10 protein-coding genes are annotated in these 14314 nt (G+C 45.2%); 5 read left to right on the forward strand and 5 right to left on the reverse strand.

Going from position 1 to position 14314, the window contains the following annotated elements; all coding sequences use genetic code 11:
* The first annotated feature begins 237 nt into the window (after positions 1-237).
* Positions 238-2943: an outer membrane beta-barrel protein gene (locus KE626_RS33105; RefSeq protein WP_211977376.1), complete on the forward strand. Its 2706-nt coding sequence runs from the start codon at positions 238-240 to the stop codon at positions 2941-2943.
* Here KE626_RS33105 and KE626_RS33110 read toward each other — a convergent pair.
* Entirely contained in the window at positions 2938-3855 is a 918-nt protein-coding gene (locus KE626_RS33110; protein WP_211977377.1) for a DsbA family protein, read from the reverse strand. The genes KE626_RS33105 and KE626_RS33110 overlap by 6 nt on opposite strands.
* 180 nt (positions 3856-4035) lie before the next feature.
* Positions 4036-4896 carry an OmpA/MotB family protein gene (locus KE626_RS33115; RefSeq protein WP_211977378.1) on the reverse strand — a complete coding sequence of 287 codons (861 nt, stop codon included), beginning with the start codon at positions 4894-4896 and terminating at the stop codon, positions 4036-4038.
* A 278-nt stretch (positions 4897-5174) separates the two neighbouring features.
* Between KE626_RS33115 and KE626_RS33120 the strand changes: the two genes are divergently transcribed.
* Positions 5175-6200, forward strand: coding sequence for a LacI family DNA-binding transcriptional regulator (locus KE626_RS33120; protein WP_211977379.1), 1026 nt, complete (start codon positions 5175-5177; stop codon positions 6198-6200).
* 237 nt (positions 6201-6437) lie between these two features.
* On the opposite strand, the gene KE626_RS33125 is transcribed toward KE626_RS33120, so the two are convergent.
* The 3 genes from KE626_RS33125 to KE626_RS33135 all read right to left on the reverse strand — a co-directional run bounded on the left by KE626_RS33125 (position 6438) and on the right by KE626_RS33135 (position 11312).
* A complete protein-coding gene (locus KE626_RS33125; protein WP_211977380.1) occupies positions 6438-7667 on the reverse strand; it encodes an alkaline phosphatase family protein in 1230 nt (409 codons plus the stop codon).
* Between the two features lie 247 nt (positions 7668-7914).
* Positions 7915-10092 carry a S9 family peptidase gene (locus KE626_RS33130; protein WP_211977381.1) on the reverse strand — a complete coding sequence of 726 codons (2178 nt, stop codon included), beginning with the start codon at positions 10090-10092 and terminating at the stop codon, positions 7915-7917.
* Between the two features lie 263 nt (positions 10093-10355).
* Positions 10356-11312, reverse strand: a complete 957-nt coding sequence (locus KE626_RS33135; protein ID WP_211977382.1) for a hypothetical protein — start codon at positions 11310-11312, stop codon at positions 10356-10358.
* A 148-nt stretch (positions 11313-11460) separates the two neighbouring features.
* Between KE626_RS33135 and KE626_RS33140 the strand changes: the two genes are divergently transcribed.
* From KE626_RS33140 to KE626_RS33150, 3 genes are read left to right on the forward strand one after another with little or no spacing between them, the layout of a single operon-like run.
* Positions 11461-12726, forward strand: coding sequence for a dihydroorotase (locus KE626_RS33140; protein ID WP_211977383.1), 1266 nt, complete (start codon positions 11461-11463; stop codon positions 12724-12726).
* Between the two features lie 6 nt (positions 12727-12732).
* Positions 12733-13269, forward strand: a complete 537-nt coding sequence (locus KE626_RS33145; RefSeq protein WP_211977384.1) for a DUF4199 domain-containing protein — start codon at positions 12733-12735, stop codon at positions 13267-13269.
* A gap of 15 nt (positions 13270-13284) precedes the next feature.
* Positions 13285-14283, forward strand: a complete 999-nt coding sequence (locus KE626_RS33150) for a glycosyltransferase family 2 protein (RefSeq protein WP_211977385.1) — start codon at positions 13285-13287, stop codon at positions 14281-14283.
* Positions 14284-14314 lie beyond the last annotated feature (31 nt).

Here is a 14314-nt window from a genome sequence, read left to right on the forward strand (position 1 = left end):
TCGCGGTTTTTGATCTGAAAATTATCAGATTCTCATTTTCAATATTAAAAAACAGGGAACTATAGCAAAGCGACTATACAACAATCATTCCTATGAAAGGTTTGTAAACGAATCGTTAATCATTCTCCTTTTGATTATTCTTTTGACTTTTCAAGAACATTTCTATTTGATTAACACTTCCCGGGATTTGGCGAGGTATCATTGCATAAAATAAAAGTTATTAACCAAATCTAAGAAATGGCCAAATTCGCGCTTACGTTAACCATTATCCTGGGAACACTCCATCTCTCGTTATTTGCACAGCGGGAAATTAAAGGTCAGGCCTATGATAAAGATTCCAGAAGGCCGCTTGAAGGAGCCACCATACTCCTGTTTACAACCGAAAAATCTATTCTGAAGGGACAGGACATGTCTGATAAGGACGGTAATTTCTCTGTTAAAAATGTCCCTGCAGGTAACTTTATGCTAACGATCAGCTACATGGGCTATAACGCCGTAACCCTTCCTATTGCGGTTACCCAGAAAAATAAAACAATCCAGCTGGGCATGCAGGGGCTGCAAAGAAATGCGATAAAGTTAACCGGGGTCAGTATCAAATTGATCAGACCTATTTTTTCTATCCGGAAAGACACCATTGAGTTTTCCGCTGCCGATTTTCCCACAGCAGAAAATGCCTCTCTGAAGAACCTCCTGCAAAAGGTGCCGGGCCTGTCAGTAGACCAGGAAGGCAATTTCTTCTACCAGGGACGCCCTATAAAAGAGCTCTATGTGGATGGACGCCCCTTGTTTCAAAACGCGCCCAACGCTTCCGGCGATCCAAAGAAAATATCGCAAATGCTACAGGCCAACCTGGTTGACAAAATACAGGTGGCCGATAAAAAGGGAGTGGATGGCCTGTTGGAAAATGGGAAAAATGAAAAGGTCATCAATATCACCATTAAAAAGGACATGAAAAAAGGGATCAATGGCGCCGCCGGTGCGGGTTATGGCACAGATGACCGCTTCAACCTGTCTGCCAACGCCAACATGTTCAGAGATAATAAACAAATATTGGTGACAGGTACCCGCAACAATGTAAACTCCTCCCGGGGGCCATTTTCTACAGATGAAAATTTAAGCAGGGCAGATAACTTTGGCGGACAGGGCATCCGCAGTAATGCCAACGGCAATATCTCCCTCGACATTACTAAAAAAACAAAATTCAATGCTAATCTTATCAATTTTGTCAACAACAACGATAACGACCAGCTGCAGCAACGCGATAATATATTACCAGACAGTAACTACCGCTATAACAGCCAAACAAAAAACCGTATTAAAAACAGTTTAAGTCATCTGTATACCAGCCTGGCTATGCAGCCCGATGAGAAAAACTTCATCTCGGCGGATATCATGGCCTCCGTGCAAAAATATCAACCCCGCGCCGAGAATAAATATATCTCCCTGGGCGGAAAGAATAATGACACCATTAACATGGGCACCAACATCAGTAATGAAACAAAGAAAAACGGCACTATTAACCTTGGTACTACCTTCATACATCTCTTTGATAAAAAATGGGGCAGTACCAATTTCAATGTTAATTTTGAACAAAACAATATCCGCGATCAGCAAAGTAACTATACCCTGAACCTGCTGCCGCCATCGGGCATCGCTGATACCATCAACCAACAGCTGTCAGCTGAAACCAATACCCGGAGATTTACGGCCGGCCTGAGCTACCAATACCCAATCACTCCCCTGATTTACCTGAGCATCGCCTATAAATACAACAGTAATCTTACCACTAATAATCAACAGGCATTTGATTTCAATAACATCAAAAGAGGGTACGATATCGTTAATAAAGATCTTACATACGATTTCCAGAACAGGTACACCGTAAACAGCTTTACCACCGGTATATCTGTTAACAAGCCAAGCCTGCAGGGTCAATTCACGATTTCCTATAATAATACCAGCTCAGTAGGCGACAACTACACCGAAAAAAAGGAATACCGGCAGAAAATTAATTACCTCGCTCCTAACCTGTACCTTTCCTATAAAATCGATAACTATAAATCATTCAGTGTAAATATCTCCCGGGAAACACGTGTGCCAAACACCGGTATGATGCTGGTACCGGTAGTATCAACCAAAAACCCGCTATATGTTCAGCTGGGTAATCCCGACCTGAAACCAACCATCTATAACGGCGCCAATTTCGGATACCGCTCTTTCAGTATCAAAGGCCTTACATTCGGCACCAATCTTAGTCTTGATCTTCCCGAAAATGCCACTGCCCAATCTGTTTATTCTGATTCGGCCGGGCGGCAAATCAGTAAACCGGTAAATACAAACGGCGCCTTTGGAATTAACCAGGACCTGTCGCTCGGCAAACGGTTTTCCAAATCAGGTATTACCATCAACTACGCGCTGAGCTATAATTTCAATCGCACCAATACTTTTGTAAACCAGGTAAAAAATACCAGCACCAATTTTGGCGCCACCCAGTCAGTAATCACTTCATGGACCTATAAAAAACTATTGGAACTCGAAGGACTAGGTTTCATGATGTATAACGGTAACGGCTACTCTATCCAGGAAAATAAATACTACGACTATCTCTACTACAGTATGGCCCTTACTGCCAACATTTATCTTCCTTTTGATATCAATTTCGGCGTATCTGCCACCTACAACAACAACACCAGCCAGCAACAGCAATACCTGGTGGTAAACAGCTGGATCTCCAAAACCTTTCTGCCCAACAAAAGTTTACAGGTGAAACTGTATGTATACGATATATTCAGAAAAAACCAGGCATTGCAAACACTGCAAACTTTTACCTATATAGAACAACAGGTAAACAGTGTCCTTTCCCGCTATGCCCTGTTAAGCGTATCTTACTTTTTTGGTAAGAAGAAACCAGCAACAGGTCCACAGCCCAGGCCACAATTATAGCCCCGCTGCCAATGTCCAAAGTTGCCCGTTCACAATACTGGTTACCACTACTTTATTTTCGCTGAGGTAACTATTCAACCGGGTATAGGCTTCATCAAACGTTATGTCGTTTAATACCGCAAACTCTTTGGTAGTAAGCGTAGGAAAATAGGAAAACAATTCCCCCCCCTTTGCATAGGCCCTTGGAGCCGCTTCCGGCAGTAACTTCTGCAAGGCTGTGGTAAATACCGCATAAGGCTTGGCGCCATAGACCAGCTCAGACCTGCCGTTTTTATCGATAAAAAATATCGAAGGAAAACCGCGTACACCCAGCTGTTTACCCAGGGCCAGATCTGCATTGAACAAAGCCGGCGCCTCCTTCTCAAAATCTACCTGTAACTGTACTATATCCAATCCTGCAAAAGCAGCCGATCTAAGTACCGGTTCAGGCTTACAGATATTCTGCTTTTCCATAAACAGCAATTCCCGCATACGCCGCAAAAAAATCACCGCTTTGTGTTTGTCCTGTTGCTGGGCTGCCTTAAACCAGATGGAAGGCGGATAAGAAGAAGGCAATGGATCTTCCAGCCACACATTTCCGTCAATCGGCATCTGGTAATGCAAACTCACTTCATCCCAGTGATGCGCTACATCCGAAGGTCCGCTGATGCCCCCGGAATTATAAACATCCCACGAAGGCAATAACCCACCCATATGATAACTGATGTCCAACACATGGCCGTATTCCAACTTCAGCCGGCGCCATTGCGGTTCTATTCCCCAACAGGTAGAACAAATCGGATCAGTAAAATAGACCAGTCTAAGCGGCTTATCCGTGGATGACAAGCCATTGGTTACAGGAGCTGCAGTAACAATTTTACCGGGTATTTCACAAACACCCGATTCCGGGTCACAAAACATAGGTTCGTTCATTATATACAATTTAAAGTGCGCAAAGATAAGAAAAGCAGCAGGCATCTTCCTCACACAAAAAGCATAAAACATAAAGCGAAAAGCTATTGTGGCGAATGACCGGGGGCGGGTGTTATTTCCCGCTAAGATCATTCGCCACAATAGCTTTTCGCTTTATGCTTTGAGCCTTCTGTTTCTTAATTAATTAGCCGGTTTCTCCAGCAACTTAAAGAACTGATCCAGCTGAGGCAGTATCACGATCCTTGTTCTGCGGTTCGCGGCTTTACCTTCTGCAGTGTCATTGGAAGCAATTGGCAGGTATTCGCCTCTACCCGCAGCGGTCATACGTGCAGGCGGAATATTGTACTGGTTCTGCAGGATACGTACCACGGAAGTAGCTCTTTTCACACTCAGATCCCAGTTGTCCAGCAATACATTCGGACGGTAAGGCACATTATCGGTATGCCCTTCTACCATGAACTCAATATCCGGCTGTGCAATCAGCACCTTGGCAACTTTACCAAGTACTTCTTTTGCTCTTTCATTGATATCGTAACTACCGCTTTTAAACAGCAGTTTATCAGAGATATCAATATATACTACCCCCTTATCCACCTTAATATTGATGTCTTTATCATCCATATTACCAATGGCGCCTTTCAGGTTCATGACCAACTGCATGTTCAATGAATCCTTACGGGCAATGGCAGACTGCAGATCCTTAATATAAGCATCTTTTGCGCCGATATTATCGAGTGATTTTTTGATGCTTTCCGCCTGTGAACTGGAAATAACGGATAACTCCTTCAGATGATCCAACATCTGGGAATTATTGGTTTTTAACTGCTGTTGCTGTTCTGTCAGATTGGTGACTTTATCTTTGTAAGCTGCGGCGGCGCGGGCGGCATCTTCCTCGCAGGTTCTCAGCTTGCCATAGGTAGTCCTGTACAGACTATCCAGTTGCGCATTCCTGGCCTGTGATTCCCTTAATTTACGGGGTGCGGAACAGGATGCAAAAATGGTGACCAAAGCTACCGGCAAGGCTAGTTGTGCTACTCTCATAAAAATGTTATATTTTAATAATCTAACAAATAAGTATATATGATTATTTAGGGATACAATGGAGATACCCGCTTTATAGCAAATAGCAGGCCGAAGCCCTGTTCTGTTCGTTATAAAAGGATTAGAACCATGAAAACTTGAGAAGCGAAAGCGATGAAAAATAATACCGGTCTATTAACGAACCTTTATTCATAAAAAAAAGTTAATGTTTTATAATATCTAAGTAACTTGTCCGCAGAGTACTTGCTATATCTATTTTCTATTAATTGCTGAAATGTATGAGAAAGGTGGTTTCTTCGGGTCAACCAACAATAAAGGAAATTGCAAAAAGGCTGAATATCTCTGTATCCACGGTATCAAGGGCGTTACATGATCATCATAGTATAGGTTTAAGAACCAAAGCCAGGGTGAAAGAGCTGGCGGCTGAATTGAATTATGAACGCAACCAGACAGCTATCTATTTCCAGCAAGGTAAAACCTTTACCATCGGCATCCTGTTGCCGGAGCTGGCAGAAGCATTTTTTGCCAGTGCCATCAGCGGTATCGAAGATACCGCCTACAGCAACAACTACACAGTGCTGCTGGGCCAGTCGCACGATGATGAAGCCCGGGAAAAGCAAATTATCCAAAGCATGAAACAGCACCGGGTAGATGGCTGCATTGTTTCTATCGGAAAAAATACCAGCAACTACGAACACTTTGAAATGCTGCAGCAGGCCCGCATACCGGTCGTGTTCTTCGATCGTATTCCCGATCTGCCTAATATGCACTCCGTTTCCTGTAACCTCGAATCCGGTACCGTGCAGGCGGTCGACTTCCTGCTAAAACAAGGCCATCGCGTAATAGGGATGATCAACGGTCCCGAAACCATGGTAGCCAGCAAGGAACGCGCCGCAGGCTATAGCAGGGCACTGCATAAACACCGCCTGAAATACGACCCTAAGCTGATCGTTAATGCCGATCTTACTACTGCAGGCACAGAAGAGGCGATGCAATACCTGCTGTCACTCAAAAGAAAAGTGACCGCCATCGTTACTTTCAACGACTATGTTGCCATGGACGCAGTACAATATGCACTAAAACAAAAATTGGAAATAAATAAGGATATAACTTTTGTATCTTACGCCAATACGCCGGTAAGCGGATATACGGCGTTTCCTCCTGCTGCTTCTGTTGAGCAGTTCCCTTATGAGCAAGGGCAGGCGGCTACCAATATGCTGCTGGCTATCCTGAACGGAGAGCACGCATTGAACGATTATCAACGCACCATTATGGAGTCACAACTGGTGATTCATAACCGCTGAGATACTGGCCTATCGATAACCTTGCCACAGTGAGCAACCGTGGCACAGGCTATTCGACATCATTGTTCGCTGTCTATAAAATTGTTCACTGTCTATACTTGCTGCTTTTCGAGCTTAATCTACTTTCTGATTAATTGCTACAACGATTCTACATGATTTTTTTAACATTCCGTATACGCAAACGCTTGCGTTATCAGCGCAAGCGTTTGCGTAAAGCCCATAAAATGCCATTATTGACTATTTCTGCACCAGCCACCGGTTAACACTATTCAACGGCGCTTCCAACACAATCTTATAAAATCCCGAAGGCAGGTCTTTTACACTCACCGTTGCTTTTTCTTTCGACACCGGTACCTCGCCCAATAATTGGTAGTTATCCTTCCCTCCCGTTTTATAATTATTGGTAGTTGTAACCCATATTTTTACTTTTCCTTTCTGATCGTACGACTTCCATCCCAGCTGCAATTCGTTATTGACTAAAACAGCGGTAGGCTGCGCCAGCGAAATAGCGCCGGTCAGCGGCACTCCGTCCAGTTCACGCGCATTTTCAACAGGAATAGTAATATTCATAAACCGTGCAATAGAAGGCAGGATATCTACGATGCCCGGCTGTGCAGTCTTAAAATAACTATTCAATCCCTTTGCATTGGTAACCATCCAGGTAGTCCGTTCCCGATCCGACTGCCCGCCATGACCATGACCTCCTTTGGCATCACGACCATGATCTGTGGTAATATATATCTGCCAGTCCTCATTAAAGTGCTGACGGCGATATTCCATCGCCTCCCATATCTTACCCACCATATCATCCGTCATACGCACTGCTGTATCCATTCTTGCGCCCGTACCATAACGATGTCCCATATCGTCGCTGTATTCTAGATACAACCAGGTCATATCCGGTGCGTCGCTTTTCACATACGCTGCAGCTTTGGCGGCTACCGTTTCATCTATCTGGTGAATATACCAGCTGTCTTTGTCATGCGGGAACTGCAGCGTATCATGCTCCAGGCCATCTACCGCATGATCAATATGCAAACCGCCCGTTTGAGGCAATCCATCTCCCACCAGTTTAGTGCGGTTATCCAGCCAGGTGGAAAATATAGCAGTCCTGCCCAGCGGATAAGCCGTTTTATAAAAACGGAAAATACTCGGATAATAGTAATTCTGTGCAGCGATATCGTTATCCCATACGTTATGTTTATTTACCCAGGTACTGGTGAGCAAACTGTTATAGCCCACCGCTGAAATCGTAGGCGTTTGTGAGTACCCGTTTTTTTCGCCGCCAACATAAGCCCTGCAATACCCGCCTTCTTTAGCAATACGCTTCAGATGAGGTGTTGGCTGTGATTCAATTACGTCAGCCGGTATTCCATCCGCAATAATAAATAACACTTTGTGCTTTTTTTGCTGGGCTATCAGCGTGGAAAATGAGAAAAGCCCTATGGCCAGGAATAAATACTTCATTGTTTACTTTTTTTTGAAAGAAAGCGGAGTTGAGCGCCTTCGGCGCTTGTCTTTGACCAGGATTAATGTGATTAAAATGATTGTACTGATTTTATTCCTTTTTTCGAAAGAAGCTTACTTTCCCTTTGAAAGTGTACAAAAATAGGATACAAATACAGAACGGAAAAAGCTAAAATCATAATAATCATTTTAATCACATCAATCCTGGTCAAAGACAAGCGCCGAAGGCGCTCAACTCCGCTTTCCGCTATTTCAGTTTCCCGTCAAAATAATCCGTAATCTTCTGCATCAGATGCACCCGGTCTTTTCCAAGTACATTGTGTAAATGGCCCGGATATACGAAATAGTCGGCCTGCACTTCATTATCTACACAAGCCCTGATAAAATTGATAGAATGCTGCCATACTACCACATCATCGTTGGTACCATGAATCAGCAGCAGGCTTCCCTGCAGGTTTTTTGTTTTTGTGAGAAGATTGGCATCGGCATAACCCTGCGGATTTTCCTGTGGTGTATCCATATACCGTTCCGTATACATGATTTCATACATGCTCCAGTCTATCACCGGACCACCCGCTACACCTGCCTGGAATACTCCCGGATGGCGCAACATCAGGGAAGTGGTCATAAATCCACCAAAACTCCAGCCATGTACGCCCATCTTCTGCTGGTTAACATACGGTAATGATTTCAGATAGGCCACACCCTGCAGCTGATCATTCATTTCTACAGTGCCCAGCTGCCGGAAAGTAGCCTGTTCAAATGCCATCCCCCGGTTGTCGCTGCCACGACCATCCATTGAAAAAATAATATAACCATGTTGCGCCATGTATTCATACCAGAGGTTACCGCTGTAAGGGTAGGTATTACGGATCAACTGTACATTAGGACCATTATACAGGTATACAATTACCGGGTAGGTTTTGGTAGCGTCAAAATTCACCGGTAAAACAAGCTTACCATACAATGGCGTGCCATCATCTGCTTTCAGCGTGACCTGCTTCACCTGTGGCCGTTGAAAATCTTTCAGCGGATCGGCAGCTGTAACAATGGCCTGCTCCCATTTACCGGAAGTTGCTGCTACACGTGCTACATAAGGCGTGGTGGCCGAACTGTAGGTATCCAGCAAATATCCCGCATCACTGCTTAACTGTGCATCATGCCAGCCTGCAGCTTTGTCCAGCCGCACGCGCGGCAGTTGCTGTTGTTTCCTGGCATAGTTTACAACATAAATATGTTTTTCCATCGGACTTTCTTCGGAAGAAGTAAAAATCACTTCGTTCTTTTGTCCGTTAATGCCAGCAAGTTCATTTACCACCCAATTGCCGCCAGTGATTTGTTTTAATAACTGTCCCTGGGTGTTATAAAGATATAAATGCCGGTAGCCGCTACGTTCGCTCATCCAGATAAACTGGTCAGTTTTACCTGGCACAAAATAAAGCGGATGTGTAGGATGTACATATTTGGCATCGGTTTCTTCAAAAAGTGTTTTCATCTTTTCACCGGTAGCAACGCTGTACTCATTCAGCGACAAATGATTTTGTTCGCGGTTGAGCAGTGCCACATAAACGGACTGCTGATCGGGCGCCCAGGTAACACAGGTCAGGTAATGATCTGCGGGACCTTCCGTTTTCAGGAAAATTGTTTTTTGGGTAGATGGCTGATAAACCCCCAGCGTCACTTCATGTGATTTCCCGCCGGCCATCGGATATTTGATATTATTTGCGTGTGCCGGGGTAACGGACCAGTCGATGATCGGATAATCATTTACCATGCGCTGATCCATACGGTAAAAAGCCAGCAGGTCGCCTTTCGGCGAAAAGAAGATGCCTTTGTCGATACCAAATTCTTCGCGGTGCACGCTCTTGCCGTTCACGATATTTTCATCGCTATCGTTGGTAACTGCTGCTACCTGGCCTTCTGCTGTGCGGATAAAAAGATTATTTTTTTCGGTCCAGGCAATCTGGCCGCTTTGTGTATTTACCGTAATATTTTCTGCTGTGGCAGGCAGTTCGCACCAATGGCTGAATTGCATCCCGCCATTTTGCAATGAGCCCTTATATAATACGTTGCCGATACTGAACCAGGCGCTGCTGGCAGATATCCAGTGCAGGGGAGGCAAACCGCGTAAAGGTTTGGAAGAAAATAATTGCTGGTTAAGGTCCGATACCCGCAACAGGGTATCGGCTTTGATGCTATTGTCGCCGGGGGTAAATTTCACCCATGCGAAGCTGCCATTAGCGGCTACTACACTGCTGTAGGCTTTCTGATCCGGGATCCACTCAAATTGCCGCAATCTTTCGGGCGCCAGCTGCTGGCGAAGTCCATTGGTTGCTTCCGCCATGGTAAACTGGCGCTGCTGGGCCATTACAGCCTCTCCATTCATCATCCATCCTGTCAAAAGCAATAGGAAAGCTTTCTTCATCTCTCTTTTTTGGGCGTGAATTTAAGGAAAGCAAACCAGCTTTCGGCAAAATGCAGCGGAGGTTGTCTTGCCCAGGATTAGACTGATTTTGATGATTAATAGGATTTTTTTCTTTGATGATTTAAAAAAGATTAGCGAAGACAGAAGCAAATATCTGCTTTTATCTTCGCCAATCTTTTTAAATCCTGTAAAATATAATCCTATTAATCATCAAAATCAGCCTAATCCTGGGCAAGACAACCTCCGCTGCATTTTGCTAAAAGCTAATGGTTAACAGCTGGCGTGAGATGTCTCCTCACCCATTCCTTTTCTTCCGGCAGCAGGTAATCAGCTCTTTTTTCTGTAATCCAGGAAAAGGTTTTCCTGATATCTGATTTAACGGTCCGGAACCTGAAAAGAAATTCCATACCCAGCATCAGGTCTGTAAAGCCATTTTTCACCGTTTCGATGGTCATCCTGGCATTACTGCGTCTTTTGGATAATAGCTCGGTAATACGGGTGGTAACGGCCTGGATGGCATTCTCATCTGCATACTTATAGATGGCTTCCATGGCTTCAAACTTCAGTTGTCCGCGGAGCAGGTAGCGCATGTAAAACATGGCTTCCTTCTCTTTTTCAATATCTGCCATGGCTGCAAAAGCAAGACTTTTAACGTCCTGCCGGTGATACTCCAGGAGCCTGCGTAAAGCGGGCACACTCTTTTGGGTACCTACTTTATGCAGCAACAAGGTGATGTAATAGATGTCGTATTCGTTATTGGTACGTTTCAACAGGGAGAGTGCCCAGTCTTCCACCGCTGGGTTGCTGGTGCCCTTGAGCGCCAGTAAAGCGGAACGGCGTATATTATTATTAACAGATAAGGTATTGTTATACAACGGCTCCAGGTTAATATATCCCGGGATGGTCAGTCCCCGTTCCAGGTCCTGTTGGATGGCGGTGATCATATCAGCATCCTGTTCCATCCTCAGGCGGTCGAGCAGGAAACGGATCACATCCGGATCATTCGTATTTCTGGAAAGTTGGGTGATAATAAAGATGGCAGCGCGGCGCTTGTCTTTGTCCGGCTCCTGGTCAATATACTGATACAGCAGGGGAATATATGCGTGATTAGCTAGTTGTTCCGCTTCGCGAAGTGCCTGCCAGCTTGTGGTCTGGCCGTTGTGCAATTGATCCGAGCGGTCGCATATCCGGGCTACGAGGTTAGTAAGATATTCAATCATCAGTAGTTATTTTGATCTGCTACCCCTGCATTTTCAATTATCATACCAACCTGAACGGCCATGCTAAAAGTAAGGTTCCGGCTTCATCAATTAACAGTTTTATGTTACATTTGCCCCTGTATTTTCGGACAGGTATAGAACGTAAAGCATGCACATATTACTCAAGAACGTAAAGATTATAGCGCCTTCCTCCCCCTTGCACGGGCAGCAAAAAGACATTTCCATTCAGAACGGTATCATTCAGCAGGTGGCTGATCACCTGGAAGATGCCCGCGCAACGGTCATTTCAGGTAACAACCTGCATGTATCTGCCGGATGGATGGATGTGTTTGCACATTTCTGCGACCCGGGCCAGGAACATAAAGAGGACCTGCAAAGCGGCATCAGGGCTGCAGCTACCGGTGGTTATACCACGGTGATGATAGTCCCTAACACCCAGCCCGCCCTGCACACCAAACCGCAAATCGAATACGTACTGAGCAAATCACGTCATTCGGCAGCCACTATTCTGCCAATTGGCGCAGCCACCAAAAACCTGGAAGGTGCAGGTCTCGCTGAAATGTATGAAATGCAGCAGGCAGGAGCCGTAGCTTTTTCTGATGGTATTAAGCCTTTACAGTCGCCCGGCCTCATGCTCAAAGCCCTCCAGTACATCAAAGCCTTCGACGGCACCCTGATACAGCTGCCCGACGATCAGAGCATTTCCTCGCATGGACTCATGAACGAAGGCCTCTACTCCACCCAGCTGGGCATGCCTGGCAAACCAGCCCTGGCAGAAGAGCTGATCATACAACGTGACATTGAACTTGCCAAATACACGGACTCCCGTATTCACTTCACCGGCATCAGCACTCGCAAATCAGTAGAACTGATTGCAGCAGCCAAAGCCGATGGGATAAAAGTTACCTGCTCGGTAACGCCTTACCACCTGTCGCTCACAGATGCGCACCTGGTGAACTACGACACGCACCTGAAAGTAAATCCGCCGCTGCGCACCGCTGACGACGTGAAAGCATTACAGGATGCGGTATTACACGGTACCATCGACTGTATCGCCACCCATCACCTGCCGCAGGACTGGGATGCCAAACAGGTAGAATTTGAATATGCCAGGAATGGTATGATAGGACTGGAAAGCACTTTTGGCGTTATCAGGCAATACCTTCCGCAACTGCCCCTGGAACAGCTGATTAATATGCTCACCACACACCCGCGGAAAATATTCGGACTGGCCCAACCTGTGCTGCAGGAAGGCGCTGCGGCCAATCTTACTGTTTTTGACCCGGAAGCCAGCTGGCAGTTTACTTCCGCTCACATCGCTTCCCGGTCCAAAAATTCAGCGTATATTGGCGAACAGCTGAAGGGTAAAGTACATGCCACTGTGAACGGACCCGTTTTTCATATTAATAATTAACCTATTATGCAGCAAAGTTCTAACCCCGGTATTAAATGGGGTATAGTAGGCGGTATTATATTAGTATTTTTAAATGTACTGACATATATAGCCGGCCCTTCCGTATTGTTTTCCTGGTGGAATAGCGTTATACAGCTGGCTGTATTTATCGTAATAGCGATACTGGCAGGAAAGGAGAAAAAGAAACAGCTGGGCGGATATATTAGCTTTAAACAGGCACTACAACCGGTATTTACCGCGTTTATTATTGGAACTGCCATTATCACTGTTTACCAGTTCGTGCTGTATAAATATATAGATCCAACCCTGGTGGATGCCTTAAAGCAAAACCTGCTGGAATCTACCGAGAAATGGATGCATAAGTTTAAAGCGCCACAGGAAGAAATTGATAAGCAGCTGGATGAACTGGCCAAAACAGATTTTAACGTTGGTTTTGCAAAGTCATTCATGGATTTCCTGAAAGGCATTATTTTCTATTTTGCAGTAGCAGCGATTATTTCGCTGATTATACGTAAAAAACCGGCCGAAGGGCAGCATATATAATACTATTCTATTAAGATGAACATATCCGTAATCGTTCCTTTAAAAAACGAAGAAGAATCGTTACCTGAACTCGCCGCATGGATCGAAAGGGTGATGGACGCCCATCATTTTACCTACGAGGTATGGATGATAGACGATGGCAGCACCGACGACTCCTGGGGCGTAATACAGCAACTGGCTGCGCAGAATCCTCATATCAAGGGTATTAAGTTCCAGCGCAACTATGGTAAATCTGCGGCCCTCAACGAAGGCTTCAATGCTGCACAGGGCGATGTGGTGATAACAATGGATGCCGACCTGCAGGACAGCCCGGATGAAATCCCTGAACTGTACCGCATGATTATGGAAGATGGTTATGACCTGGTGAGTGGCTGGAAAAAGAAACGTTACGATAATGCCTTCACCAAAAATCTTCCCTCTAAGCTATACAACTTTACCACCACCCGCATGAGTGGTGTAAAGCTGCATGATATGAACTGCGGTCTGAAATCCTATCGCAAAAAAGTAATAAAATCTATAGAGGTATACGGTGAAATGCATCGCTATATTCCTGTGATCGCCAAATGGAACGGGTTCCGCAAAATCGGTGAAAAAGTGGTGGAACACCGCGCCCGCAAATACGGCGTCACCAAATTCGGGCTGGAACGTTTTATCAACGGGTTCCTGGATCTGGCTACCATCATGTTTATCGGCAAGTTTGGTAAACGCCCTATGCACCTGTTTGGCGCACTGGGTTCCCTCTCGTTCTTTATAGGTTTTGTGATTGCACTGTACATGGCCATTGCAAAAATATTTTTTGATAAGGTGAACATGACCGACAGACCGTTGTTTTATCTCGGCCTGCTGTGCATGATCATTGGTTCCCAGCTATTCCTGACCGGCTTTATCGGCGAGCTGGTAACACGCAATGCTACCGAACGTAATTCCTATCTCGTGGAAGAACGTATGGATCACTCCTCTCCTGTTACGGATGACGATTTACAACTGGCGAATCTTCCCGATCGCCGGCTTTAATCCTGTAATTCACTATTCGTAATTTGTAACT

This window comes from Chitinophaga hostae (genome assembly GCF_018224885.1).
GTDB lineage: Bacteria > Bacteroidota > Bacteroidia > Chitinophagales > Chitinophagaceae > Chitinophaga > Chitinophaga hostae.

Excerpts from the sequence above, each read along its gene's own strand:
- KE626_RS33150 (WP_211977385.1), top strand. The coding sequence starts at position 13,285 with ATGAACATATCCGTAATCGTTCCTTTAAAAAACGAAGAAGAATCGTTA.
- KE626_RS33140 (WP_211977383.1), top strand. The coding sequence starts at position 11,461 with ATGCACATATTACTCAAGAACGTAAAGATTATAGCGCCTTCCTCCCCC.
- KE626_RS33145 (WP_211977384.1), top strand. The coding sequence starts at position 12,733 with ATGCAGCAAAGTTCTAACCCCGGTATTAAATGGGGTATAGTAGGCGGT.
- KE626_RS33120 (WP_211977379.1), top strand. The coding sequence starts at position 5,175 with ATGAGAAAGGTGGTTTCTTCGGGTCAACCAACAATAAAGGAAATTGCA.
- KE626_RS33105 (WP_211977376.1), top strand. The coding sequence starts at position 238 with ATGGCCAAATTCGCGCTTACGTTAACCATTATCCTGGGAACACTCCAT.
- KE626_RS33135 (WP_211977382.1), bottom strand. The coding sequence starts at position 11,312 with ATGATTGAATATCTTACTAACCTCGTAGCCCGGATATGCGACCGCTCG.
- KE626_RS33125 (WP_211977380.1), bottom strand. The coding sequence starts at position 7,667 with ATGAAGTATTTATTCCTGGCCATAGGGCTTTTCTCATTTTCCACGCTG.
- KE626_RS33115 (WP_211977378.1), bottom strand. The coding sequence starts at position 4,896 with ATGAGAGTAGCACAACTAGCCTTGCCGGTAGCTTTGGTCACCATTTTT.
- KE626_RS33130 (WP_211977381.1), bottom strand. The coding sequence starts at position 10,092 with ATGAAGAAAGCTTTCCTATTGCTTTTGACAGGATGGATGATGAATGGA.
- KE626_RS33110 (WP_211977377.1), bottom strand. The coding sequence starts at position 3,855 with ATGAACGAACCTATGTTTTGTGACCCGGAATCGGGTGTTTGTGAAATA.